A 21,251-nucleotide genomic window follows, 5' to 3' on the forward strand; every position below is an offset into this window, starting at 1 on the left:
GAATAAAGTGGTATCGCGATGCGGATTTAATTTGACGTTAACGTTAACGTCAACTACAAGGGAGTCGCTTCAAATCACGGTGCGTTCACAATGACCGTGCCGATTTTTGTCAGGATCGCTTCATGGCCGCGTTTGAACCGCAAAATCCCGATTACAATGCCGAAGTGCGCAAACGCTTCGCCCAGCAACCCTATAATATGTCCATCGGGGCGGAAGTTTCCGATGTGCAGCCCGGCCGGGTCGAAGTGATCTTGCCAGCACGCGATGACCTTCTTCAGCACAATGGCTATTTCCACGGCGGTCTGATTGCGGGTCTTGCTGATATCGCCGGTGGTTTCGCCGGCTGGAGTCTGGTTGAGGCCGATCAGGGCATGCTGACAATCGAATATAAGCTCAACATCGTTGCACCGGGCTTGGGGGATCATCTGCGGGCGGTTGGCGAAGTTGTTTCACGCGGTCGGTCGATCATTGTCACCCGCATTGATGTCTTTGGTATGAGGAATGAGAATTCGGTTCTCTGTGCCACCTCGCTTCAGACGCTCAAGGTCATGAAGCTTCCATCGGAATTATTAAGTGATGCTGCATAATCGCAGGGATTATTCACTTTTATCAAATAACCAAACAGCACTCAGGGCAGGATAATCACCATGGCATTTTTCGAATTTCCCGGACTGAAATTTGATCTTGGCGAGACCGCAAATGCGATCCGCGAAACCGTTTCGTCCTTTGCCGAGGCCGAAATCGCCCCGCGTGCGGCCGAGATCGATGAAACCAACCAGTTCCCGGGCGATCTGTGGCGCAAATTCGGTGATCTTGGCCTGCTCGGCATGACCGTCTCCGAAGAAGATGGCGGCACCGGCCTTGGTTATCTCGAACATGTGATTGCCATGGAGGAAATCAGCCGTGCCTCGGCCTCTGTCGCATTGTCCTATGGCGCGCATTCCAACCTGTGCGTCAATCAGATCAAACGCAACGCCACAGCGGAACAAAAGGCCAAATACCTGCCCAAACTGATGACCGGCGAACATATCGGTGCGCTTGCCATGAGCGAGCCGGGCGCGGGTTCGGACGTGGTGTCGATGAAGCTGCGTGCGGTGAAAAAGGGTGATCGTTACATCCTGAATGGCAATAAAATGTGGATCACCAACGGCCCGGATGCCGACACACTGGTGGTCTATGCCAAAACCGATCCTGATCTTGGCGCCAAGGGCATTACCGCCTTTATCATCGAAAAAACATTCAAGGGATTCTCGACCGCGCAAAAGCTCGACAAGCTGGGGATGCGCGGCTCAAACACTTGTGAACTGGTGTTTGAAGATTGCGAAGTGCCCGAGGAAAACATTCTGGGTCAGCTGAATGGCGGGGTGCGCGTTCTCATGAGTGGCCTTGATTACGAACGGGCCGTTCTGGCCGCCGGTCCGACCGGGATCATGCGCGCCTGCATGGATGTGGTTGTGCCCTATATCCATGAACGCAAACAGTTCGGCAAGGCGATTGGCGAGTTCCAGCTGATGCAGGGCAAGATTGCCGATATGTACACCACCATGAATGCGTGCCGCGCCTATGTTTACGAGGTCGCCAAGGCCTGTGACCGCGATGAAACCTCGCGCAAGGATGCGGCCGGTGTGATCCTGTATGCCGCCGAAAAAGCCACCTGGATGGCGCTTGAAGCCATTCAGACGCTGGGCGGTAACGGCTATATCAATGAATATCCGACCGGCCGTCTGCTGCGCGATGCCAAGCTCTATGAAATCGGTGCCGGCACCAGCGAAATCCGCCGCATGCTGATTGGTCGCGAACTGTTTGGCGAAACCGCCTGAGCCCGACAAAACCGAAATTCGTCCCACAAAGAAAACGGACCCTGACCATGAGTACTTCTGATCCGATCGTCATTGTTTCCTGTGCGCGTACCCCGATGGGCGGCATGCAGGGCGATTTTGCCACTGTCACCGCGCCGGAGCTGGGCGGTGTTGCCATCAAGGCGGCCCTTGAACGTGGCGGGGTTTCGCCCGATGACATTGATGAAGTCATCATGGGCAATGTCCTGCCCGCCGGTCAGGGGCAGGCGCCCGCCCGTCAGGCGGCATGGAATGCCGGTATCCCCCGTGCAGCAGGGGCGACGACGATCAACAAGATGTGCGGATCGGGCATGAAGGCCGTGATGTTTGCCCATGACATACTGGCGGCCGGTTCGGCCGATGTCATGATGGTCGGCGGTATGGAAAGCATGACCAATGCGCCGTTTTTGCTGCCGAAAATGCGTTCGGGTCATAAATACGGCCATGAGAAGGTTTATGACCACATGGCGCTGGATGGTCTGGAAGATGCCTATGACAAGGGCCGCTCGATGGGCACCTTTGCCGAGGCGACCGCCGAAAAATATGGCTTCACCCGCCAAGAGCAGGATGATTACGCCATCACCTCGCTGACCCGCGCGCAAAACGCCGCCACGTCGGGCCATTTTGCCGATGAAATCACCCCGGTGACCTATGCGACCCGCAAGGGCGAGGTCACGATTGATGCTGACGAGCAGCCGCCAAAAGCCAAACCGGAAAAAATTCCGACCCTGCGTCCGGCCTTTGCCAAGGATGGCACGGTGACAGCCGCCCATTCGGCATCGATTTCAGACGGGGCGGCCGCCCTTGTCATGATGCGTGCGTCTGAAGCGGAAAAACGCGGGCTTAAGCCGCTTGCCAAAATCGTTGGTCAGTCAACCCATGCGCAGGAACCCTGCTGGTTCACGACCGCCCCGATTGATGCGATCAAGAAGGTGCTGGCAAAGGCAGGCTGGGCAAAAGACGATGTCGATCTTTGGGAAATCAACGAAGCCTTTGCGGTGGTGGCGATGGCTGCCATCCGCGATCTTGAACTGGATCATGGCAAGGTCAACGTCCATGGCGGAGCCTGCGCATTGGGCCATCCGATTGGCGCGACCGGGGCGCGTTTGCTTGTGACCTTGATCCACGCGCTTAAGACCCATGGCGGGACCAAGGGTGTGGCATCGCTGTGCATCGGCGGGGGGGAAGCGACCGCTGTTGCCATCGAACTGGTGTGAAGCAGTTTATAAGTGTTTTAAAAGTCTTTGATTGAGGGGTACCAACTTGTGCGAATTCACCCTATTTTGTCGCCAGAGATAACGCAGAAATAGGGAATTCGCGCGATGCCAAAACGGACCGTCGACCGGATGCTTGCCGGGTTTAAAAGCTTCAAGGCGATGTATTACGAACAGCGCCCGGAGCGCGTCGAGGATCTGGTCAATATGGGCCAGAAACCCGAGGTTCTTCTGATTGCCTGTTCGGATTCACGTGTTGATCCCGCCATCCTGACCAACGCCGAACCGGGCGAGATGTTTGTCATTCGTAACGTGGCAAACCTTGTCCCGCCCTATGAGCCCGATGAAAATTATCACGGGACGTCCTCGGCGATTGAATTTGCGGTGCGCGACCTGAAGGTCAAGGACATCGTCATTCTCGGCCATTCGGCCTGCGGTGGCATGCAGGCCCTGGTCGAGCACGGCGAAGCAGGCAAGGTGCCGGATCGGGACTTTATCGGCGAGTGGGTCAGCATGGCGAAATGCTGCCTGCATCATGGTCCGGATGTTGATGAAGTTTCCCGTCAGTCGGTGGCCAATTCGCTGGGCAACCTGATGACCTTCCCGTTCATCAAGGAACGGGTCGAGATCGGTGACCTCAAGCTGCATGGCTGGTGGTACGGCATGAAAGAAGGCATTCTTTGGCAGTATGACAGCGCCAAGGATGAATTTATTGAAGGGCTGTAGGCCCGGCAGCGTGCTTCTTATCTGATCGCATGGCCGGTGCTGCCCAAACGGGAGGGTGCCGCCATGCGGTTGGAAGAACATCAGATCATGGTGCGCGATACCGCGCGCGAGTTCGCCGAAAATGAACTCAAACCCAATGCCGCAAAATGGGATACCCACCATACCTTCCCGGCCGAGGCTGTTGCCGGCCTGGGCGAGCTTGGCTTTTTGGGTATGCTGGTACCCGATGAGTATGGCGGGGCGGGCATGGATCATGTTGCCTATGCGCTTGCCCTTGAAGAAATTGCCGCCGGTGACGGGGCAACATCGACCATCATGTCGGTGCATAATTCGGTTGGCTGCATGCCGATCCTGAAATTCGGGTCTGATTCGCAAAAGCAGGAATTCCTTGTGCCCATGGCACAAGGCGAAAAGATCGGCGCGTTCTGCCTGACCGAACCGCAGGCCGGATCGGACGCCAGTGCGCTTAAAACGCGTGCGGTGCGCGATGGCGATCACTGGATTATCAACGGTGCCAAGCAGTTCATCACATCGGGCTCCGAAGGTGATGTGGCGATTGTCTTTGCCGTCACCGACCCGGATGCGGGCAAACGCGGCATTTCCGCCTTTATCGTCCCGACCGATACGCCGGGCTATGTCGTATCCCGGGTTGAGGAAAAACTGGGTCAGAATGCCTCGGACACTTGCCAGATCACCTTTGTTGAATGCCGGGTTCCAGCGGAAAACATGCTGGGCGAGGAAGGGCAGGGTTATAAAATTGCCCTTGCCAACCTTGAAGGCGGGCGCATCGGCATTGCGGCGCAATCTGTCGGCATGGCGCGTGCCGCGTTCGAGGCCGCCAAGGACTATGCCAACGAACGCGAAACATTTGGCAAAAAGATCATCGAACATCAGGCGGTGGCGTTTCGCCTGGCCGATATGGCGACCAAGATCGATGCCGCAAGGTTGTTGGTGCATCGCGCCGCAGAACTCCGTGATGATCACAAGCCCTGCCTGACCGAGGCCTGTATGGCGAAAATGTACGCGTCTGAAATTGCCGAGGAAGTCTGCTCGGCCGCGATCCAGATTCATGGCGGCTATGGCTATCTCAAGGACTTCCCGGTCGAACGCATCTATCGCGATGTCCGGGTGTGCCAGATCTATGAGGGCACATCTGATATCCAGCGGATGGTAATTGCACGGGCATTGGCGGATTGAGCTTAAATCTCTTTTGGCAGCTTAAGGCTTTCGAGGCGCCGGTTTATTGCCTTCTGAACGGAGACGTGAATGTCGTCCGGGAAATCGTCCGGCAGCGCTCTTTCAAGTTTTGAAATGGCTTTGGGTGCTGTTTCGATAAGTTCGTCAATCGTACCCAGAATGATTTCTCTTGGCAGGCCTGCGGTGTCGGACGTCTGGATGAAGTGGCGCGCGTGAATTTCGTCAATTCGATAGTGGCGGCTGTTGCCAACAGACATTGCCAGTTTCATCTGGCGTCGTGTGATTTGGTTCGCGTCCAGGCATGGTTGTGTTGTCAGTACGTCATAGAACGGTGTGAGCGAATAGCCTCCACCGGGGCCCAAGAAAACACTAAAATTTTTGGCGTGACCATCGGTTGCGCCAATCAACCAGAAAAGGATCTGTGCCTTGAGAAAGCGAATTTGATCATCGGCGGGATTATCACTTCCCTTAAGGAAGGCAAGAATATCGGTAATCCCCGGACCGCCTTGATTTTGATATTTCATCGTTGGCGGGATCGAGAGAGCTTGGCAGCAGTCTTCTTGCGGCAGACGAAGCAGTCGCCCATCTTTTGTCCAGCGTCTATCAAACCTCTCGATGACAAGGGCTTTGGTTTTGCCAAAGATCTTGATTTCTGCATTGTTAACCGGAAGGCCAAATGCTTTGAGAAGTTGGAGGCAATAAAACTCGTTTTCAACACTGTTCGTTAGGTCAAGATCCTCTGGTAGATGCCCGATTTGAGTTTTGAAAAGGTGTGTTGTTGGGGTTGTACCTTTTGGTTTTAGCCATCTTCCCTCGTGGTGAAGAAAAGCGGTCTTTTCCTGCACACCAGCTACGGAAATTCGGAAATCGTCGTCCTGTTGAAGTCCTAGTGGTGTTCGCGCCAAATTGTTGAGAATTTTTTCAATTTCCTGTTCGGAAACGGGTTCTCCATCAATTGTGGTGCTGTCGGTGCTTGGTGGGGTTTCATCGGGCATAAATTGAAGGGCACCGACGCAATCGCGCCCAATTGCTGCAAGTAGGTTGTAAGCATCAGTTCCCCGTGCCCCAACCTTTTCAGCCACGCGTCTGCGTAGAAGATCGGAGTCGGGCAGCAGGTTGTCGAACACAGCGACTACGGGCTCGCCACGATAGGTGTCTTCCCGAAGTGGTAGAGAGAGGGATATAGGAAAGGTGTGTTCCCAGTTTAACCAGCTCTCATCGTATGCGAATTTTATCGCGCCGTTAGGCTGTTTATTGAGCTGCCCGACTAGGCGGTTATTGAGATAAACGTTTAACGGGGCATGTGTGGCTTTTCGTGGCACTAGAATATGTCCTCAATATCGGACGAGGTACTCTGAGACCGGGGATGAATTCTAAGTTCGAGCTCAAGTGCAGCAAGGACGGTCAAAATGGTGTCCATGCGTGCTGCGGGATTGCCGGTTTCAATGAGAGAGATCGTTTCCTGTCTCAGATTAGACTTCTTCCCAAGCATAGTCTGGCTCCAGCCGCGGGCTTTTCGCGCGCGACGGATGGAGTTGCCAATCTGCTTTGGTGTGCGTGCCAATTCGTTCATACACACAATTATGTGCTGTTTCTTATAATTAGGCAATATCGATTATGGCGCATAATCATAATTTATGTCATTTGGATAATAATTTAATTTTATGCGAAATGGCGAATAAGTGATTAAGCACGTTGGCAGGAGGCATCGCCTCGCTCTGCATCAAGCGCTGGGCGGTGTCAAATACCGTGACGGCAGAACCAGTGCGTGGGTTACGGTCTCCAGCAGTTTCAGGGTGGTTACCAGACAAACGGTAGTCTTGATTGAGCTTGAGGCGTGAGCCTGTCTGATCGAAATCATCCAAACGACAATGTTGATGTTAGTGCTATCATCCTTGTTCAGGCTTGAGGTGAGGATGATTTACGGGAGGCGGGGCAAAGCGATCAAGGAAACGTTCGGCGCGCGGCAAGGCATCGTGGAGAAATTGTTTTGGTTCGCGTAGCCACAGCCCATCGAATTGCCGTGATTTTTCTTCGGAAATCAGGACGTGGCGCGGGATTGGTTTAATCTCTGCATCCCAGCCAGCCCAACGTTGGCGCGCGCGGCGAAAATAGTGGTCGATGAATTTTTGACGATGGCTGTAGCCGTGATAGTCGAAAACCCAGTTATCCCAAGCAATGAGAATATGATTGCCGGTAAAGCTTGCGTGCGGATGAAGCCATAGAGGCGTCATGTCGTCCGTGCCATAACGCATGAGAAATGCATGGGCAAGGATGTGGCAGGCGCCGCAGGCAAAGAAGACGCGATCGGGTAGGTTCCAGCGCATCACCGGATCACTCTTGCGGTAGTTTGGTATTCTTGGCTGGTACATCATGCTCAACCCTGATGCTTTGGCGATAATCCATGCTTTTCAAGCAATCTTCGGAGCTGGTGGTGGTTCAGGTCAAGCGCCTTGGCGGATTGATGGGCTGAGAATAGCAAAGGGGCACGCGATACAAACGTGCCCCTTGTGTGCTGTATGGTCGTCAAGCGGTGTGGTGATCAGAATTGATATTGTAGGCCGAGCAGGACTTCATGGGCCTGCAGGTCAAAACGTGCTTCTCGCTCAAAGGTATTTGGTGTGCCGGCACCGGTCACAAAGTTTTTGCTCGCACGTGCTTCGCCCATGTCGATAAAGCGATAGGAAAGGTCGATTTTCCAGCGGTCTGTGATGGCGTAGTTCAGGCCAGCCCCAACTTGCCATGCGAGATCATTATGGGTTGCGCCAAAATGCGTTTCACCATTGGCGAATACAAGGTCTTTGGTCTTGTTGCGTGACCATCCGATACCGCCCTGTAAATAAGGGGAAAATGCCCCCGTCTTGATCCCGGCTGCCGCCATCGGGTCGACATAAACATTCAGCATTGTCGACCAGTTCGATGTTTTGAAAGTGTTTGCGCTCAAACGGTTTGCCGCTTTGTTGGCAATGCCGTCTGCGTCGGTGTAGCTTTCTGCCTCGGTCAGGCCATCGCGATAGGACAGTGTCATATCCGTGCGCAAGAAGCTGTTCAGCTGCAGGCCCGCGCCGATCTGATAGCGGGCGCCATTTTGCGACGAGTTCGCGATAACATCGCGTTCCGGGGTGGCGTCAAGCAGGTCTGCATTATCGTCAACAGTGCTGGAATATCCCAGATCTGCACGCAGATACGGGGCAAAAAGCCACTCGTTATCTGCATGTGCGGGGGTGCTTGCCCCGGTAATGCTTAAAAGCGCAATGGCGCTGATAATCGCTGTCTGGCAAAGACGGGATAATTTTGCTGGTACTGAAGATTGTGAATGCATTGTGTAGCCCTAAACCGCAAGGAAATCTGTGCGTCCCAGATACCCATCAGGCAGGGGCAATACAACAGCAATGTACTGTATGTCAGGATTGGTCAGGATTGGTCAGGATTGGTCAGGATTGGTGAGGATTGCTGTATTGTTAGGGCAGGTCGCTGGCGATCAAAGAGCACTGTAAGTCGTGCTCTTTGCCAGAATCAAATCTTGCCAAAATCAGAATTGATATTGCAGACCAAGTAAAACTTCATGGGCTTGTACATCAAAACGCGTTTCATGCCTGAGCCTGTTTGGAGTGACGCCGTTTATGTAGTCCTTGCTGCCGCGTGCCTGACCCATATCGAGAAAGCGATAGGAAATATCAATTTTCCACTGATCGGTAAGACCGTAATTCAGGCCCGCACCAATTTGCCAGGCAACATCATTGTGTGTTGCGCCTTCTACTGCTGCACTCGAGAACTTCATGGATTTCATGCTGTTTCTGGCCCAGCCGATACCGCCTTGCAGATAAGGTGAAAAGGCCCCGGTATCAATGCCGACCGCCGTTAATGGATCAACATAAAGATTGAGGAGGGTCGTTGTGTTCGAAACGTCGTGAAGTCCGTCTTGTGCGGCAAATTCCGTGCCGCTCGGGAAGCGGACAGTGTTCGCACGGGCCAGATTATCGCGGTAGGATACTGTCAGATCAGTGCGCAGAAATTCACTAAGTTTTGCGCCGAACCCGGCTTGAAACCGGCCGCCGGTATGGGGGAACATATCAACGGCGTATGTATTGGTCGCATCGGAAAGTGTGCCGGTATTATCAACTGTGTTGGAATAACCGGCATCAATGCGAAGATAGGGGGAGAATTGCCACCCCTCTTGCGCATGGGCTTTGTCTGTCAGAAAGGGACCGCTGATCAGCATAAAGATAAATGCTAGTCGCATCAAAAAAGGCGTTTTTTGTGGGTGACGCTTTATCATCTGACAGCCTGCATCTGTTGATTTTATGATTGTTGACCGGAAAAGCTATGCAATTTCAGGTATATATTCCACAGAGCGCATTTACATGCAATAAAAAAATAACAATCAAGAGTTGCCGTTTTTCGGAGATGTAATCGCGAGGATTTATCAGGCGATTGGTCTTTTTTGCGTTTCTAATCCTGTGCTGCTGTGGTCCGTTCACGGGCAGGTAGCAGGCCGTGCTTGTCCAGCAATCTTCGGAACTGATGGTAATTCAGATCAAGCGCCTTGGCAGCTTCGGTCTGGTTGTTGGCGTTTTGGCGCAGGGCCTGCTCAAGCAGTTTGGTTTCGAAATCCGCGACCTGTGATTTGAAGTCGATGCCAGTGTCAGGATCAGACAATTCGGGGGGATGTGCGGGCGAAATGGCGTCCCGGCCGGTTTCCGTCCAGATGCCGTCAAACGGATCGAGTTTAATGGCGGCAAGTGGTGCGTCTTCGTCCTCAGAAAGATAGATGCTGCGTTCAACCGCGTTGCGCAACTCGCGGATATTGCCGGGCCAAGGGTGGCTGAGCAGTTGTTCGGCAGCCGGGCGGGAAAAGCCGGCAAAAACGCTGCGCCCCAGGCGTTTGGTCATCTCAAGCGCGAATTGTTCGGCGAGCAAGAGGATATCATCAGACCTTTGGCGGAGCGGCGGCACGGCGATGACGTCAAAGGCCAGGCGATCAAGCAAATCAGCGCGGAACTTGTTGGTTTTGGCCAGTTCGCGGAGATTTTCATTTGTCACACCAATGACCCGCGTGTCGACCTCGATCACCTCAGACCCGCCAACGCGTTCGATCTCGCCGTACTCCACCACGCGCAAAAGCTTTTCCTGAACCACGGGGCTTGCGGTGGCGATTTCATCGAGAATGATGGTGCCGCCATGGGCGCGTTCGAACCGCCCGACATGGCGTTTGGTCGCCCCGGTAAAGGCGCCGGCTTCGTGGCCAAATAGCTCGGTATCAAGCAGGCTTTCCGTAAGCGCCGCGCAATTGACCTTGACCAGCGGGCCACCCCAGCGGTGCGAGAGATAATGCAGGCGTGCGGCAATCAGTTCCTTGCCCGAGCCGCGTTCGCCAATCACCAGACACGGGCGTTCAATCGGCGCCAGACGCGAAACATGTTCAAGGGCGGCCAAGAAAACGGGGTCTTCGCCCAATATTGGTTGCAAGCTATCCATTTGGCGAAAAACGTTATCGAAAAACGTTACTATTGTCGCGATAAAAGTTAAATAAAAAGTCTGATGATTACCTAAGTATTTGATTTAATTGTATTTCAAAATTGGCACGGCATTTGAAATGGAGAGTGCACAAGTTTAGCGTCCCCCGATTAATTAAGGAGATCAGACAATGGGCGTGTTTTCGCGTTTGTCCGATATCGTAAATGCCAACATCAACTCGCTTCTGGATCGTGCCGAAGATCCGGAAAAAATGGTGCGGTTGATGATCCAGGAAATGGAAGACACTCTGGTCGAAGTCCGTTCCGCTGCCGTTAAGGCGATTGCCGATAAAAAGGAAGTCGAACGCAAGCTGAAAAAGCTGCATGACGGTCAGGTTGAATGGGACACCAAGGCAGAGTTTGCCGTGTCCAAGGGCCGTGATGATCTGGCCAAGGGTGCGCTGATGGCGCGCCGTCGTCTGGCCGATCAGAGCATTGTGCTTGAGCGTGAACTTGAAGTGATTGAAGAGACCCTTGGCAAATATGACGAGGACCTCAACAAGCTTCAGAACAAGCTCAATGAAGCCAAGGCCAAACAGCGTACGGTTGAAATCCGCATGCAGACGGCTGAAAAGCGTGTCAAAATGAAAGAGAAGCTGCATTCCGGTCAGATTGATGAAGCGCTTCTGCGCTATGAGCAGATGGAACGCCGGATTGATGAACTGGAAGCCGGTGCAGATTCCTGGGAGCTTGGCCGCGGTCAAAGTCTTGAGGATCAGTTCGAAGACCTTGAGGCGGAGCTTGGGATCGAGGATGATCTCAAGGAGCTTAAGGCACGCGTCAAAAAAGACGTGAAGAAAGATAAGTAATAACGGTTTTCGTGTTTCGACGCGTGAGCCAGCGTAAAGGTTGAGATGTCAAACATGTGGGCGATTGCCGTACCCCTTATCGTTTTAATAGCCGTTGTCGGCCCGGTCTGGGTGGTGTTTCATTACATCACGGTCTGGAAACGCATGAAGGCAGAGCAACGCACACAAAGCCCCGAACAGGCCACCCGCGAAAAGGAAATGGTGGCTGGTCTGAAACAGCGGGCTGCGCGACTCGAAAGCCGTGTCGAAACACTTGAACGCCTGTTAGATGCCGAGGTTGCCGAATGGAGGAACAGGATATGACTGCTCAGCAAGCTGCTGCCGGAAACGGTTTTCAGCGCGGTCACAAGAAACACACGCATGGTGGATGCCGATTTTCAAACAGCAACCACGGTGAAAAGGAATGCGGTGGTGTGATCAAACGGACCACACGCGGAATTTCAGAAGCCTTTGGCATTCCGCGCAAAGGTGTGCTGATTGCCTTCATTCTGGTTTTGATCTTCAGCTTCCCGGTTGGCGTGATGCTGTTTGGTCTGGCATGGGCCTATGTCCATCACCCGGAATGGTTTGCCAGTCTGCGCGGGAAACTGCGTGATCAGGGCCAAACCACATCGGCCGGACGCACGGCAAAAAGCAACCATGCGTCATCCGATGCTGCCGAAGACCGCCCGACTGTCGGTGTTGATTACGAGGAAAGCTGGATGGAAGACCTGCGGGCACAGTTTGACGATCTGGAACGCCGTACCGGCTCAATGGAAGGTTTTGTCGCATCAGGCGATTACCAGATGGCATCCGAATTCAAAAAGATGAAAGAGGATGACGCTTCTGAGGATGCCGATGGTGAAGGCAAGTCCGACGCCCCGAAAGCGCCAAAGGCTTAGGCCACGGGTTACAAAAGTTTCAAGGATTGACGGCGGTTTTGGCTTTCCCCAATCCCCCCTCGCGTTAGCACGGGTCTTGACCCGCATGACCGCCGTCAAACATTTAAAGCCGTTGGCATAAGCCGGATTGCAAAGGCAGTCCGGCTTTTCTTTTGCGATCAGGCGGTGCGTTTGTGGGCCAAAGGTGCAAAGGCATCGCTGATACAGTTTTTAAGCGCCAATGCGGCTTCGGAGCGGGCATGGCGGGATGTGCGCATGACGGTTGCCACCGATGGCGGCTGTGCAAAGACATCGGTGATGATATCGATATCCGCTGTCAGGCAATGATCGCCAATCAATGCCACGCCAAGACCCGATGATACGGCCGAGATGATGGCATTGCTGCTTGCACAGGTCAGGATGGTTTCAAATCCGATGTCCTGTGCCGGGGCGGTTTCCATCGCCCATTTTCGATAAAAGCAATCCGGATCAAATGCCAGAAACGGGATCGGTTTTGACCGGTCAATTTCAAAGTCCGGTGCCTTGACCCAATGCAAGGGGGCGTGGCGCAACGCCCTGTCTGTTGGGCGTTTGAGATGCGCAAAAGTGTCCAATACGCCGATATCAATCTCGCGGTTTTCAAGCTGCTGTTCGATGTGCAGGCTTTGACCGGTTGTGGTGTTGACCGAAACGTCGGGATAAAGCTTTTTGAAATGCCCAAGGATCACGGGCAGACCGTTGTTTGCCATGTCTTCGGTCATGCCAAGGCGCAAGCGGCCCTTGAGCGGCCTACGTGTGAGGCTGATCAGGGCTTCTTCGTGGATGGCAAGAATACGTCGCCCGTAGGCCAGCAACTGTTCACCTTCGCGGGTGAATTTTGACGCCCCGGCCCGGCGATCGAGAATGGCATAGCCCAGCCCGTCTTCCAGACGTTTGATCTTATGCGAAATGGCCGATTGAGACAGGGCAAGGTGATCTGCCGCACGGGTGATGCCGCCATGATCGGCAATAGCACACAAGGCTTCGAGGCTTCCGATATCCAGACGTGTCATGTGATCCCCGGTGCGGTGTTATTTGTATGAATGTTTTGAATAAAGAAATGATATCTATTCATTTGTGTCATGTCAAAGGCCGGGCCATCATCGGTTTATCGAACAATATCCCGATTTCAGGAGGGTCCTATGAAGCCGGTCGCAACAGACCATCTATTGATCAACAACACCCGTATTGCCCATGGCGTTTATGGGGATGGCGTCCCGGTCATTTTGTTGCATGGAACACCGTCATCATCCCTGATCTGGCGTCACAGCATCGATACGCTGGTTGCGGCCGGATACAGGGTGCATTTGTTTGACCTGCTGGGATATGGACTGTCCGAGCGCCCGTGGGATCCGGATATTGATACCTCTATCAGTGGGCAGTTGCCGATTCTGGAAGGGTTGATGGATCACTGGGGGCTGACGTCGGCGCATATTGTCGGCCATGATTTTGGCGGGGCGATTGCGCAGCAGGTCGGGGTGTTGCGGCCCGAACTGGCGCGAACCATCACCCTGATTGATGCGGTCAGTTATGACAGCTATCCGTCAAAGCGCACGCGCCAGCAAATGGCGGCTGGGCTTGATGTGCTGGCAAAGGTGCCGGACGCGGAACACCGGGCGCATTTCCGCGATTGGGTGCGCTCAGCCGTGGTCGATACTGAGGCGTTCGAGGCCGGTGCGCTTGATGCCTATGTTGATTACATTTCCGGACCAATCGGGCAGGCCAGCCTGTTTCAGCATCAAATTCGCCACTATGATCCGATCCATACCCTGAAGGTTGCAGATCGTCTGGGCGAGCTTGGCAATAAGCCAGTCAAGCTGATCTGGGGAACCAAGGATATCTGGCAGACACCGGACTGGGCAGCGCGGTTGCATGGGGATATTCCGGGTTCGGAGCTGAGCATGGTCGAAGATGCAGCGCATTTTTCCCTTGAAGACAAGCCCCGGGAGATCACCGCCCTGATCCTTGATTTCCTGAACCGGCATCGCGACGCCTGATCTGGCTTTGGTGGAAATTTAGTTTGCCGAAGCTTTAGTTGGCCGAACTTTTAGTTTACTGGACCTTGCCCGGATGGGGCGGGTCCGGTTTTCATGGGGCGGGTCCGGTTTTCTTTTTGTTTGCAGGTCCTTGCAGAAAAATTCCCAAATAGCGTTTATCACTATACCTAATTTAAAGGTTTTCCCGGCAAGCTGCGGGATAAATGCCCATATTCCAGGGCAGAACGCGTGGGGAAAATATCATGGCGACCATGATCGAACATCCGGGGGAACAGGATTTTCTGCATCGATTGATGCTCGATAATCCGTGGTGGGATGGCGTTACCGATGATCAGGTGCAGGGTTTGCCGCATCGGGCGTTTTTCAAGCGGTTCTGGTCGGCAATTGAAAAGAATGACGGGCAAAAGGCGCTGGTTCTGACGGGGCCGCGCGGGGTTGGCAAAACCGTGATGCTGCGTCAGGCGGTGGCAGAGCTTTTGAATGCCGACACGCCGCGCCGGCATGTATGTTATGTGTCGCTTGAACATCCGCTGTTTTTGGAAATCGACCTGCCGCGCCTGCCGAAATTGTTGCGGTCCATGCGGGGTATTTCGGCCGACCATCCGCTTTGGCTTTTTATTGACGAGGTATCCTATCAGCGTGACTGGGAGGCAAGCCTTGTTAAATTGCTGGCCTCTGATCCGATGTTGCGCGTGGTGGCGGTCAGTGCATTGGCCCCTGCGGGCGATAATGCGGAATATATCCAAAGCCTGTTTTTACCGCCGTTCAGCTTTGCCGAATATCTTGAGCAAAAGGGCGTGGCCCCCAGTGACGTTTTGCCCGAAACCCCCAATGTCGGGCGCTATACCGCCGATGTGCCCGACGGCTTGATCGAATTAAATGACCTTTTTGAAGATTACATCAACGAGGGCGGCTTCCACGATGCCAACGGCGAGGCCGGGGCGATTCATCGGTCGCTGCATTCGGATTTGCCGGGGTTGCATGGCATTTCAAGCCCATCGGATTTGCATCGGTTGTTTGCGCTTTTGGCCTATAACACCGGGTCGGAATTCTCGATCGAGACGCTGGCGCGTGAGCTTGACCTCGCGAAGAATACGCTCAGACGTTACCTTGAATATCTTGAAAGCGCTTGGCTGGTGCGCCGGTTAGAGCGGGTTGATCAGGACGCCAAACCGTTTCAGCGTGCGGTGGCGTTTAAGGTGCATCTTATCCATCCCGGACTTCGCACCGGTTTGATTGGCGGGCGGGCATCGGATACATCCACCATCACGCGTTTGGCCGAAACCGCCATCCAGACACAGTTTCTGACCTCAAGCGTGGGCATGGAAAGCCTGTATTACGCGCGTTGGGGCCAATATGAAGTGCCGTTCGTGTTCCTTGATCGTCGCTCGGGCACGCCTTTGTTTGCCTATCACTGCCTGTGGCGCGATGAGCCGATCCGCAAGCCCAAGGAAATTCGCGCATTGGTGAACTTCCGGGGCAGTCATGCGCTGCCGCTTGGGGCCTTTGTCCTGACCAAGGCGCAGTGGCATGGCGGGAAGCTTGGCGGGGTGCCGATGCGTTTTGAACCGGCCAGTGTGTTGGCACTGCGCATCGGGCTTGAATTTTCGCAGCTTTGAGGGGGATCGTGACGTGGGTCCTGTGCTGTTGAAATCAATGTTTGGGATGCTGGTCGCGGTGGCCGTAATCGCCATTTCCGGGCAGGTGCAAGCCGATCGGTCCTGCCCGATCAAGCCGCGGTGGAACAGCAGTGATCCGGCGATCAATCTTGATCATGTGTTTTGCGGCGAAGCGCGATCAGGCAGCAAGGCCGCCGGTTTTCATGCGCGCCCCGGCGGGCAAAACCCCGGGACAGTCATTGATTTTGACATCAGCAAACCGGCCAATGACAATGGCGTTTATGCCGGAATGGCGACCTTTGACAATCCGAACGGGCGTGACCCGGTCAAGTTTTCCAGCATCTTTCCCGATAGCTGTACCCGCGATCAGATTGTGGCGTCGATCTCATATGCGTTTGATCATCAGAACGCGTGTCCGCCCGGCGCGCCCGGGTGGTGGCACTGTGGCCCGAACCGTCCGAAAAGTTCGGATGGGGTGCCAGATGTTGCAGTAAACGGGTTTTGCATCGGCGATGATCCCGGGTCGCGCTTTACCATTGTGATCGGGCTTTTGCGGGACGGGCGGATCAATACGGCCTTTCCACTACGTGACTAGGCTCAGGGACATGGCGGGCTGGACAACGGGTTGGGAAATGGCAATGAATGCCCATATCCTTGGGGACAGAATGAACGATAAAGTAAACGTTTTCGGACCGATAAAAGGAACCGGGCACATCATGGGGCGCATGACCGATCACTTGCGCGGGGTTTTGCACGGCATGGCGGTGCTTGCGCTGATTTGCGGCATTGGTGGAGTGTCAGCGGCGATCGTGCTGCCGACTGTTGCGCTGGCGCAGCAATCCGGGGCCAACAAGGGCAGCAGGGACGCCCCGTCTGATCCGCTGGAAAAATTCCTGCATCAATATATTACACATGCCGGGTTGCCTGGTGGTGTGGTTGCGATTGGCTATGGCGAGGGGCGCGTGCGCTATGCGGCAAGCGGCTATGCCAGTGTCCGCCCGGAAACCGGCATGACCGATGACCGGCAGTTTTACATCGGATCATTGACCAAGATGATGACAGCGGTCGTGACCTTGCAACTGGCATCGGAACAGCGGATTGATCTGGCCGATCCGATTGGCAAATACCTGCCCGATGAATATCAGGGACGCATTGCCAATGCCGACCGTGCCACCATCCGTGACCTTTTGCGCAACAGTTCGGGCATCCCGGATTATCTTGATGGTGAGTTCTTTTTTGAGCTGGTCGGACGCGACCCGCAGCATGGCTGGCGCAATGTCGAATTGCTGCCGTTGATTGCGGATCGGGATGCCTATTTCGCACCGGGGAAAAGTTATGCGGCGTCCAACAGCAATTTCATTTTGCTTGGCGTGATGATCGAGGCGGTCGAGGGGGCCGATATCAAGGCGGTCTTTAACCGGCGCATTTTTGAACCGGCCCGCATGCGTGATACATCCTTTGGGCGCTATCCAAGACCTGCCTTGCTGGCACGCGGCTTTGATGATGCCAATGGCGACGGGCAGCTTGAAGACGTCACCGATTATGATGTCGGCGATCAATTGGCAGATGGCGGGGTGATCTCGACGGCTGAAGACATGGTCAAATTTGCCCGTGCGCTGTTTGTTGACGGGGTTCTTTTGGGCCCCAATGCGCTGGAACGTGCGACCACCGATACCGCTTTTACCGGGGAGGGATCATATGGCTATGGCCTTATGATCGGATCAAGCGACTGGGGCCCGGTCTGGGGCCATGACGGGATTTACTTTGGTTATTCGGCGGAGTTTTCCTGGTTCCCGGAGCAAGAAACGGTGGTGGTTTTCCTGTCCAATGGCCGGGCGCTGAATGAGGTGCCATCCGTCACCAGCATGCTGATGACCGGGTTGTTTGGTGATCCGCAGTAGACCGCGACCCGCCCAAAATTGCGGATGGCATATGCCGCAGTGCAAAAAGTGGCTTGCAGGGGAAAACAAGTTTCGGTAATTTTCGTAAAAATAAACATCAAATATTGAACGAATATTATCAAACGGGAGATTCCTGATGGCTGCTGCCCCACGTCCGCGCCGCTCTGTTTTGTATATGCCGGGATCAAATGCGCGTGCCCTTGAAAAGGGCCGAACGCTTCCGGCCGACGGGCTTATTCTTGATCTTGAGGATGCGGTGGCCCCGGATGCCAAGGATACGGCGCGGGATCAGATTGTCAGCGCGCTTGCCGAGGGCGGCTATGGCAAACGTGAAATCCAGATCAGGACCAATGGGCTGAATACGCCGTGGGGTTATGCCGACATTGTTGCGGCATCCAAGACATCGGCTGATGCCATCCTGCTGCCCAAGGTCGAAAGTGCCGATACGGTCCGACAGGTCGCCAATATCATGGAGGCCGAAGGCGCGCACGCAGGCATGACGATCTGGTGCATGATGGAGACCCCGCTTGCGATGCTAAATGCCAAGGAAATTGCCGGTGCTCATCCGCGTCTGGGCGGGTTTGTTATGGGGACATCTGATCTGGCCAAGGATTTGAACTGTGCCCATACCCCGGATCGACTGCCAATGGTGACAAGCCTTGGTTTATGCGTGTTGGCGGCACGGGCCTATGGGTTGGCGATTTTGGATGGGGTGCATCTTGATCTGTCTGATGAGGCCGGGTTTGTCGCATCCTGCAAGCAGGGGCGCGAATTTGGCTTTGACGGCAAGACGCTTATTCATCCCAAAACGATTGCGAGCGCCAACGAAGCCTTTGCCCCGGCGGAAGCCGAAATCGACTGGGCACGCAAGATCATTGCCGCGCACGAAGAAGTCAGTTCCGAGGGCAAAGGCGTTGTCGTGGTCGATGGCAAGCTGATTGAAAATCTGCATGTCGTCTCAGCCAAGAAACTGGTCGCGATGGCCGATTTGATCGCGGAAATGGATGGGGCCTGACGGGTCAGAGAACAACAACCAGCACACAATCAGATAAAACGGTTCGCGCCAGATAACAGCAATAAAGGGCTGCATCAGAGACAGCCAAGGTGGCGCGCATCGGTATTTCAAAGAAATCCGGCCTTTCGGGGGAGGCAATCCAATGTCAAAGACCAATCCGGGCAATTATTTCGAAGATTTCCAGATCGGACAGGAAATCCGCCACGCCACACCGCGTACGATCACAAGCGGGGATGTCGCGCTTTATACCGGGCTGTATGGCCCGCGCTTTGCCGTGCAGTCATCGGACGAATTTGCCCAAAGCATCGGTTTTAAGGCAGCACCCGTCGATGATTTGCTGGCGTTTCATATGGTGTTTGGCAAAACGGTGCCTGATGTGTCGCTGAATGCGGTGGCCAATCTGGGCTATGCCGGGGGCGTGTTTGGCGTTCCGGTTTATCCCGGTGATACGGTCAGTTCGGTTTCGACTGTCACCGGGATCAAGGAAAATTCCAACGGCAAAACCGGTGTGGTGTACGTCAATTCCGTCGGGCGCAACCAGCGCGGCGAAATGGTGCTGGATTACAATCGCTGGGTCATGGTGCGCAAACGCGATGAAAATGCCCCGGCGCCGGAAACGGTTCTGCCGGAACTGCCCGGTGTGGTCGCCCCCGAAGCATTCCAGATACCGGTCGGGCTTGATGTATCGGCCTATTCAACGCAGTTGGCCGGATCGCCCCATCGTTGGGATGACTATTATGTCGGCGAGAAAATTGATCATGTCGATGGCATGACCCTTGAAGAAGCCGAACACCAGATCGCAACCCGGCTTTATCAAAACACCGCCAAGGTCCATTTCGATCAGGTGGCCGCCAATGGCGGCCGGTTTGGCAAGCGGCTGATTTATGGCGGGCATATCATTTCGTTGTGCCGGGCGCTGTCATTTAACGGGCTTGGCAATGCGTTTCGGATTGCCGCGATCAATGCAGGCGCACACGCCAATCCGGCCTTTGCCGGGGATACGATTTTTGCCTGGTCGGAAGTATTGGGCAAATTCGAAGTGCCGGGGCGGCGTGATCTTGGGGCGCTGCGCCTGCGCCTTGTTGCAGTACGCGATCATCAGGCCAGTGATTTCCCGCTGCGTGGCGTGGATGGCAAATATCTTTCCGATGTCTTGCTTGATTTCGATTACACGGTGTTAATCCCGCGCTGATTGTCTGTGCTGTTCCCGGGGTCTTGTTCTGGGTTGTTTTGTAAACTGTCACATTAATTCAGGGTTGAATGTCGTAAGATCATTCATCCTCCTTGAATGATCTGGCAGATTTGTGATGACCAATGTCAAACCCATCCAGGATATCGAACCCGCCATACATCGGCGCTTTGTGGCGGAAGCTTTGTTGCGCCTCAAGGCGCGGCTGAAGGCAGAGGTTATTGATGATGCCGAGGCAGAAACACAAAGCCTGCGTCTGGCAACATGGAACCTGATGCATTTCGGCAATGGCGGGGCCTATACCCGCGAGACCGAGTCGATGATGTATATCGCCGAGATCATTGATCATTTCGATTTGGTTGCCATTCAGGAAGTGAACGACAATCTTGAGGCGCTTGATCGCCTGATGCGTGATCACCTTGGCGGGGCGTGGGATTATATCGTCACCGACACAACCGAAGGCGGGCCGGGCAATAGCGAGCGGCTTGCCTTTGCTTATCGCAAATCCAAAGTCTGGTTCCGTCGCGAGGCAGGCGAGATTGTTCTGCCGAAAGGTCAGAAGATTGTTATGCCGGGAAGTTCCGGGACTGCAACGGAGGGGGTGCAGTTTGCCCGCACCCCGTTTTCGGTGGCGTTTCAATCCGGGTGGTTTCAGTTCAAGCTTTGCACCGTGCATATCTTTTATGGCAAATCATCCAATACCAGCCCTGAAATGGCCCAGCGGCGCGAGGAAATTCGCGAAATTGCCGCCTTTCTCAAAGCGCGACAGCTGCGCGAACAATCCGTGCATGGAAAGGCGGCGAACTATATCCTGTTGGGGGATTTCAACATCGTTTCGCCCGAACATGAAACCATGGAAGCCCTTGAGAATGAGGGTTTTCACGTTCCGGTGCCAATCAAGGAATTGCCATCGAACCTTTCAGGCAACAAGCATTACGACCAGATCGCTTTTCGCTTGGCAGATGATCGGTTCCGGTTGCTGCGGTCCGGGGTGTTCGACATGTTTGATGTTGTGTATCGCGACGGGGATGCAGTGCATTATCTTGATAACGTCTGGGGTGCGCAATTTGATCGCGATAGCGACGGAGATGTGCGTGATCGTGACCAGAAAATCAATTATTTCAAGCGGTACTACCGCAAGCACCAGATGTCGGATCACAAATTGCTGTGGTGCGAAGTGCGCACCGATTTCTCGCCCGATTATTTGCAGGCGTTGCTTGGTCCTGCCCCTTGATGACTGTCAGCCCGTTGAAAATATCTTGGGCGAGAGTTGATCGGAAGGTGGATAATCCTCATCTTTTCTGGAGTTGGAGCTGATCGCAAGTCTGTTT

General features: G+C 54.3%; 23 protein-coding genes. 15 read left to right on the forward strand and 8 right to left on the reverse strand.

What is annotated here, in order from left to right; all coding sequences use genetic code 11:
* The first annotated feature begins 122 nt into the window (after nucleotides 1-122).
* The 5 genes from JF44_RS0119300 (at nucleotide 123) to JF44_RS0119320 (ending at nucleotide 4,975) form a co-directional block, all read left to right on the forward strand.
* Nucleotides 123-587, forward strand: coding sequence for a PaaI family thioesterase (locus JF44_RS0119300; RefSeq protein ID WP_033070508.1), 465 nt, complete (start codon nucleotides 123-125; stop codon nucleotides 585-587).
* Between the two features lie 60 nt (nucleotides 588-647).
* Nucleotides 648-1,820 carry an isovaleryl-CoA dehydrogenase gene (locus JF44_RS0119305; RefSeq protein WP_033070509.1) on the forward strand — a complete coding sequence of 391 codons (1,173 nt, stop codon included), beginning with the start codon at nucleotides 648-650 and terminating at the stop codon, nucleotides 1,818-1,820.
* A 47-nt stretch (nucleotides 1,821-1,867) separates the two neighbouring features.
* Nucleotides 1,868-3,055, forward strand: a complete 1,188-nt coding sequence (locus JF44_RS0119310) for an acetyl-CoA C-acyltransferase (RefSeq protein ID WP_033070510.1) — start codon at nucleotides 1,868-1,870, stop codon at nucleotides 3,053-3,055.
* A 105-nt stretch (nucleotides 3,056-3,160) separates the two neighbouring features.
* Nucleotides 3,161-3,778 carry a carbonic anhydrase gene (locus JF44_RS0119315; protein WP_033070511.1) on the forward strand — a complete coding sequence of 206 codons (618 nt, stop codon included), beginning with the start codon at nucleotides 3,161-3,163 and terminating at the stop codon, nucleotides 3,776-3,778.
* A 63-nt stretch (nucleotides 3,779-3,841) separates the two neighbouring features.
* Entirely contained in the window at nucleotides 3,842-4,975 is a 1,134-nt protein-coding gene (locus tag JF44_RS0119320; protein WP_033070733.1) for an acyl-CoA dehydrogenase, read from the forward strand.
* 2 nt (nucleotides 4,976-4,977) lie between these two features.
* On the opposite strand, the gene JF44_RS0119325 is transcribed toward JF44_RS0119320, so the two are convergent.
* The 7 genes from JF44_RS0119325 to pspF all read right to left on the reverse strand — a co-directional run bounded on the left by JF44_RS0119325 (nucleotide 4,978) and on the right by pspF (nucleotide 10,453).
* Nucleotides 4,978-6,297, reverse strand: coding sequence for a type II toxin-antitoxin system HipA family toxin (locus JF44_RS0119325; RefSeq protein ID WP_033070512.1), 1,320 nt, complete (start codon nucleotides 6,295-6,297; stop codon nucleotides 4,978-4,980).
* Complete coding sequence (locus JF44_RS20695) at nucleotides 6,297-6,548, reverse strand: helix-turn-helix domain-containing protein (protein WP_033070513.1); 252 nt, start codon at nucleotides 6,546-6,548, stop codon at nucleotides 6,297-6,299. Before JF44_RS20695 ends, JF44_RS0119325 begins: the two co-directional genes overlap by 1 nt.
* A 67-nt stretch (nucleotides 6,549-6,615) precedes the next feature.
* Complete coding sequence (locus JF44_RS20420; protein ID WP_156111725.1) at nucleotides 6,616-6,840, reverse strand: hypothetical protein; 225 nt, start codon at nucleotides 6,838-6,840, stop codon at nucleotides 6,616-6,618.
* A gap of 24 nt (nucleotides 6,841-6,864) precedes the next feature.
* Nucleotides 6,865-7,350, reverse strand: coding sequence for a hypothetical protein (locus JF44_RS0119335; protein WP_238318513.1), 486 nt, complete (start codon nucleotides 7,348-7,350; stop codon nucleotides 6,865-6,867).
* Between the two features lie 167 nt (nucleotides 7,351-7,517).
* Nucleotides 7,518-8,297 (reverse strand): outer membrane protein, encoded by a 780-nt coding sequence (locus JF44_RS0119340; RefSeq protein ID WP_033070514.1) that lies wholly within the window; start codon nucleotides 8,295-8,297, stop codon nucleotides 7,518-7,520.
* 210 nt (nucleotides 8,298-8,507) lie between these two features.
* The gene (locus JF44_RS0119345) at nucleotides 8,508-9,254 is read right to left on the reverse strand and encodes an outer membrane protein (protein WP_081944512.1); all 747 of its coding nucleotides are present in this window, start codon (nucleotides 9,252-9,254) and stop codon (nucleotides 8,508-8,510) included.
* Between the two features lie 173 nt (nucleotides 9,255-9,427).
* Entirely contained in the window at nucleotides 9,428-10,453 is a 1,026-nt protein-coding gene (gene pspF / locus JF44_RS0119350) for a phage shock protein operon transcriptional activator (protein WP_033070516.1), read from the reverse strand.
* A 169-nt stretch (nucleotides 10,454-10,622) separates the two neighbouring features.
* Between pspF and pspA the strand changes: the two genes are divergently transcribed.
* From pspA to JF44_RS0119365, 3 genes are read left to right on the forward strand one after another with little or no spacing between them, the layout of a single operon-like run.
* Nucleotides 10,623-11,300: a phage shock protein PspA gene (pspA, locus tag JF44_RS0119355; RefSeq protein WP_033070517.1), complete on the forward strand. Its 678-nt coding sequence runs from the start codon at nucleotides 10,623-10,625 to the stop codon at nucleotides 11,298-11,300.
* Between the two features lie 54 nt (nucleotides 11,301-11,354).
* Entirely contained in the window at nucleotides 11,355-11,603 is a 249-nt protein-coding gene (pspB, locus tag JF44_RS0119360; protein ID WP_033070735.1) for an envelope stress response membrane protein PspB, read from the forward strand.
* Nucleotides 11,600-12,181, forward strand: coding sequence for a hypothetical protein (locus tag JF44_RS0119365; protein ID WP_238318514.1), 582 nt, complete (start codon nucleotides 11,600-11,602; stop codon nucleotides 12,179-12,181). The genes pspB and JF44_RS0119365 overlap by 4 nt, the downstream gene beginning before the upstream one ends.
* 158 nt (nucleotides 12,182-12,339) lie before the next feature.
* On the opposite strand, the gene JF44_RS0119370 is transcribed toward JF44_RS0119365, so the two are convergent.
* Nucleotides 12,340-13,212, reverse strand: coding sequence for a LysR family transcriptional regulator (locus JF44_RS0119370; RefSeq protein WP_033070518.1), 873 nt, complete (start codon nucleotides 13,210-13,212; stop codon nucleotides 12,340-12,342).
* A 129-nt stretch (nucleotides 13,213-13,341) separates the two neighbouring features.
* Here JF44_RS0119370 and JF44_RS0119375 point away from each other — a divergent pair, with 129 nt between their 5' ends.
* The 7 genes from JF44_RS0119375 (at nucleotide 13,342) to JF44_RS0119405 (ending at nucleotide 21,154) form a co-directional block, all read left to right on the forward strand.
* Nucleotides 13,342-14,196 carry an alpha/beta fold hydrolase gene (locus JF44_RS0119375; protein WP_033070519.1) on the forward strand — a complete coding sequence of 285 codons (855 nt, stop codon included), beginning with the start codon at nucleotides 13,342-13,344 and terminating at the stop codon, nucleotides 14,194-14,196.
* A gap of 242 nt (nucleotides 14,197-14,438) precedes the next feature.
* Entirely contained in the window at nucleotides 14,439-15,815 is a 1,377-nt protein-coding gene (locus tag JF44_RS0119380) for an ATP-binding protein (RefSeq protein ID WP_033070737.1), read from the forward strand.
* A 13-nt stretch (nucleotides 15,816-15,828) separates the two neighbouring features.
* Entirely contained in the window at nucleotides 15,829-16,410 is a 582-nt protein-coding gene (locus JF44_RS0119385; RefSeq protein WP_162181424.1) for an EndoU domain-containing protein, read from the forward strand.
* 70 nt (nucleotides 16,411-16,480) lie between these two features.
* On the forward strand, nucleotides 16,481-17,716 hold the full coding sequence (locus JF44_RS0119390) for a serine hydrolase domain-containing protein (RefSeq protein WP_238318515.1): 1,236 nt from the start codon (nucleotides 16,481-16,483) through the stop codon (nucleotides 17,714-17,716).
* Between the two features lie 136 nt (nucleotides 17,717-17,852).
* Nucleotides 17,853-18,731 (forward strand): HpcH/HpaI aldolase/citrate lyase family protein, encoded by an 879-nt coding sequence (locus tag JF44_RS0119395; RefSeq protein ID WP_033070520.1) that lies wholly within the window; start codon nucleotides 17,853-17,855, stop codon nucleotides 18,729-18,731.
* Nucleotides 18,732-18,873: 142 nt separating this feature from the next.
* Nucleotides 18,874-19,923, forward strand: coding sequence for a MaoC family dehydratase (locus tag JF44_RS0119400; RefSeq protein ID WP_033070521.1), 1,050 nt, complete (start codon nucleotides 18,874-18,876; stop codon nucleotides 19,921-19,923).
* 115 nt (nucleotides 19,924-20,038) lie between these two features.
* Nucleotides 20,039-21,154 carry an endonuclease/exonuclease/phosphatase family protein gene (locus JF44_RS0119405; RefSeq protein ID WP_033070522.1) on the forward strand — a complete coding sequence of 372 codons (1,116 nt, stop codon included), beginning with the start codon at nucleotides 20,039-20,041 and terminating at the stop codon, nucleotides 21,152-21,154.
* Nucleotides 21,155-21,251: the final 97 nt, after the last annotated feature.

Origin of the sequence: Thalassospira australica (assembly GCF_000763295.1) — a bacterium.
Classification (GTDB): domain Bacteria; phylum Pseudomonadota; class Alphaproteobacteria; order Rhodospirillales; family Thalassospiraceae; genus Thalassospira; species Thalassospira australica.

What these genes read in the sequence shown, in the direction of transcription:
- JF44_RS0119300 (WP_033070508.1), top strand. Translation starts at nt 123, where the DNA reads ATGGCCGCGTTTGAACCGCAAAATCCCGATTACAATGCCGAAGTGCGC.
- JF44_RS0119305 (WP_033070509.1), top strand. Translation starts at nt 648, where the DNA reads ATGGCATTTTTCGAATTTCCCGGACTGAAATTTGATCTTGGCGAGACC.
- JF44_RS0119310 (WP_033070510.1), top strand. Translation starts at nt 1,868, where the DNA reads ATGAGTACTTCTGATCCGATCGTCATTGTTTCCTGTGCGCGTACCCCG.
- JF44_RS0119315 (WP_033070511.1), top strand. Translation starts at nt 3,161, where the DNA reads ATGCCAAAACGGACCGTCGACCGGATGCTTGCCGGGTTTAAAAGCTTC.
- JF44_RS0119320 (WP_033070733.1), top strand. Translation starts at nt 3,842, where the DNA reads ATGCGGTTGGAAGAACATCAGATCATGGTGCGCGATACCGCGCGCGAG.
- JF44_RS20695 (WP_033070513.1), bottom strand. Translation starts at nt 6,548, where the DNA reads ATGAACGAATTGGCACGCACACCAAAGCAGATTGGCAACTCCATCCGT.
- JF44_RS0119335 (WP_238318513.1), bottom strand. Translation starts at nt 7,350, where the DNA reads ATGATGTACCAGCCAAGAATACCAAACTACCGCAAGAGTGATCCGGTG.
- JF44_RS0119340 (WP_033070514.1), bottom strand. Translation starts at nt 8,297, where the DNA reads ATGCATTCACAATCTTCAGTACCAGCAAAATTATCCCGTCTTTGCCAG.
- JF44_RS0119345 (WP_081944512.1), bottom strand. Translation starts at nt 9,254, where the DNA reads ATGATAAAGCGTCACCCACAAAAAACGCCTTTTTTGATGCGACTAGCA.
- pspF (WP_033070516.1), bottom strand. Translation starts at nt 10,453, where the DNA reads ATGGATAGCTTGCAACCAATATTGGGCGAAGACCCCGTTTTCTTGGCC.
- pspA (WP_033070517.1), top strand. Translation starts at nt 10,623, where the DNA reads ATGGGCGTGTTTTCGCGTTTGTCCGATATCGTAAATGCCAACATCAAC.
- pspB (WP_033070735.1), top strand. Translation starts at nt 11,355, where the DNA reads ATGTGGGCGATTGCCGTACCCCTTATCGTTTTAATAGCCGTTGTCGGC.
- JF44_RS0119365 (WP_238318514.1), top strand. Translation starts at nt 11,600, where the DNA reads ATGACTGCTCAGCAAGCTGCTGCCGGAAACGGTTTTCAGCGCGGTCAC.
- JF44_RS0119370 (WP_033070518.1), bottom strand. Translation starts at nt 13,212, where the DNA reads ATGACACGTCTGGATATCGGAAGCCTCGAAGCCTTGTGTGCTATTGCC.
- JF44_RS0119375 (WP_033070519.1), top strand. Translation starts at nt 13,342, where the DNA reads ATGAAGCCGGTCGCAACAGACCATCTATTGATCAACAACACCCGTATT.
- JF44_RS0119380 (WP_033070737.1), top strand. Translation starts at nt 14,439, where the DNA reads ATGGCGACCATGATCGAACATCCGGGGGAACAGGATTTTCTGCATCGA.
- JF44_RS0119390 (WP_238318515.1), top strand. Translation starts at nt 16,481, where the DNA reads ATGAACGATAAAGTAAACGTTTTCGGACCGATAAAAGGAACCGGGCAC.
- JF44_RS0119395 (WP_033070520.1), top strand. Translation starts at nt 17,853, where the DNA reads ATGGCTGCTGCCCCACGTCCGCGCCGCTCTGTTTTGTATATGCCGGGA.
- JF44_RS0119400 (WP_033070521.1), top strand. Translation starts at nt 18,874, where the DNA reads ATGTCAAAGACCAATCCGGGCAATTATTTCGAAGATTTCCAGATCGGA.
- JF44_RS0119405 (WP_033070522.1), top strand. Translation starts at nt 20,039, where the DNA reads ATGACCAATGTCAAACCCATCCAGGATATCGAACCCGCCATACATCGG.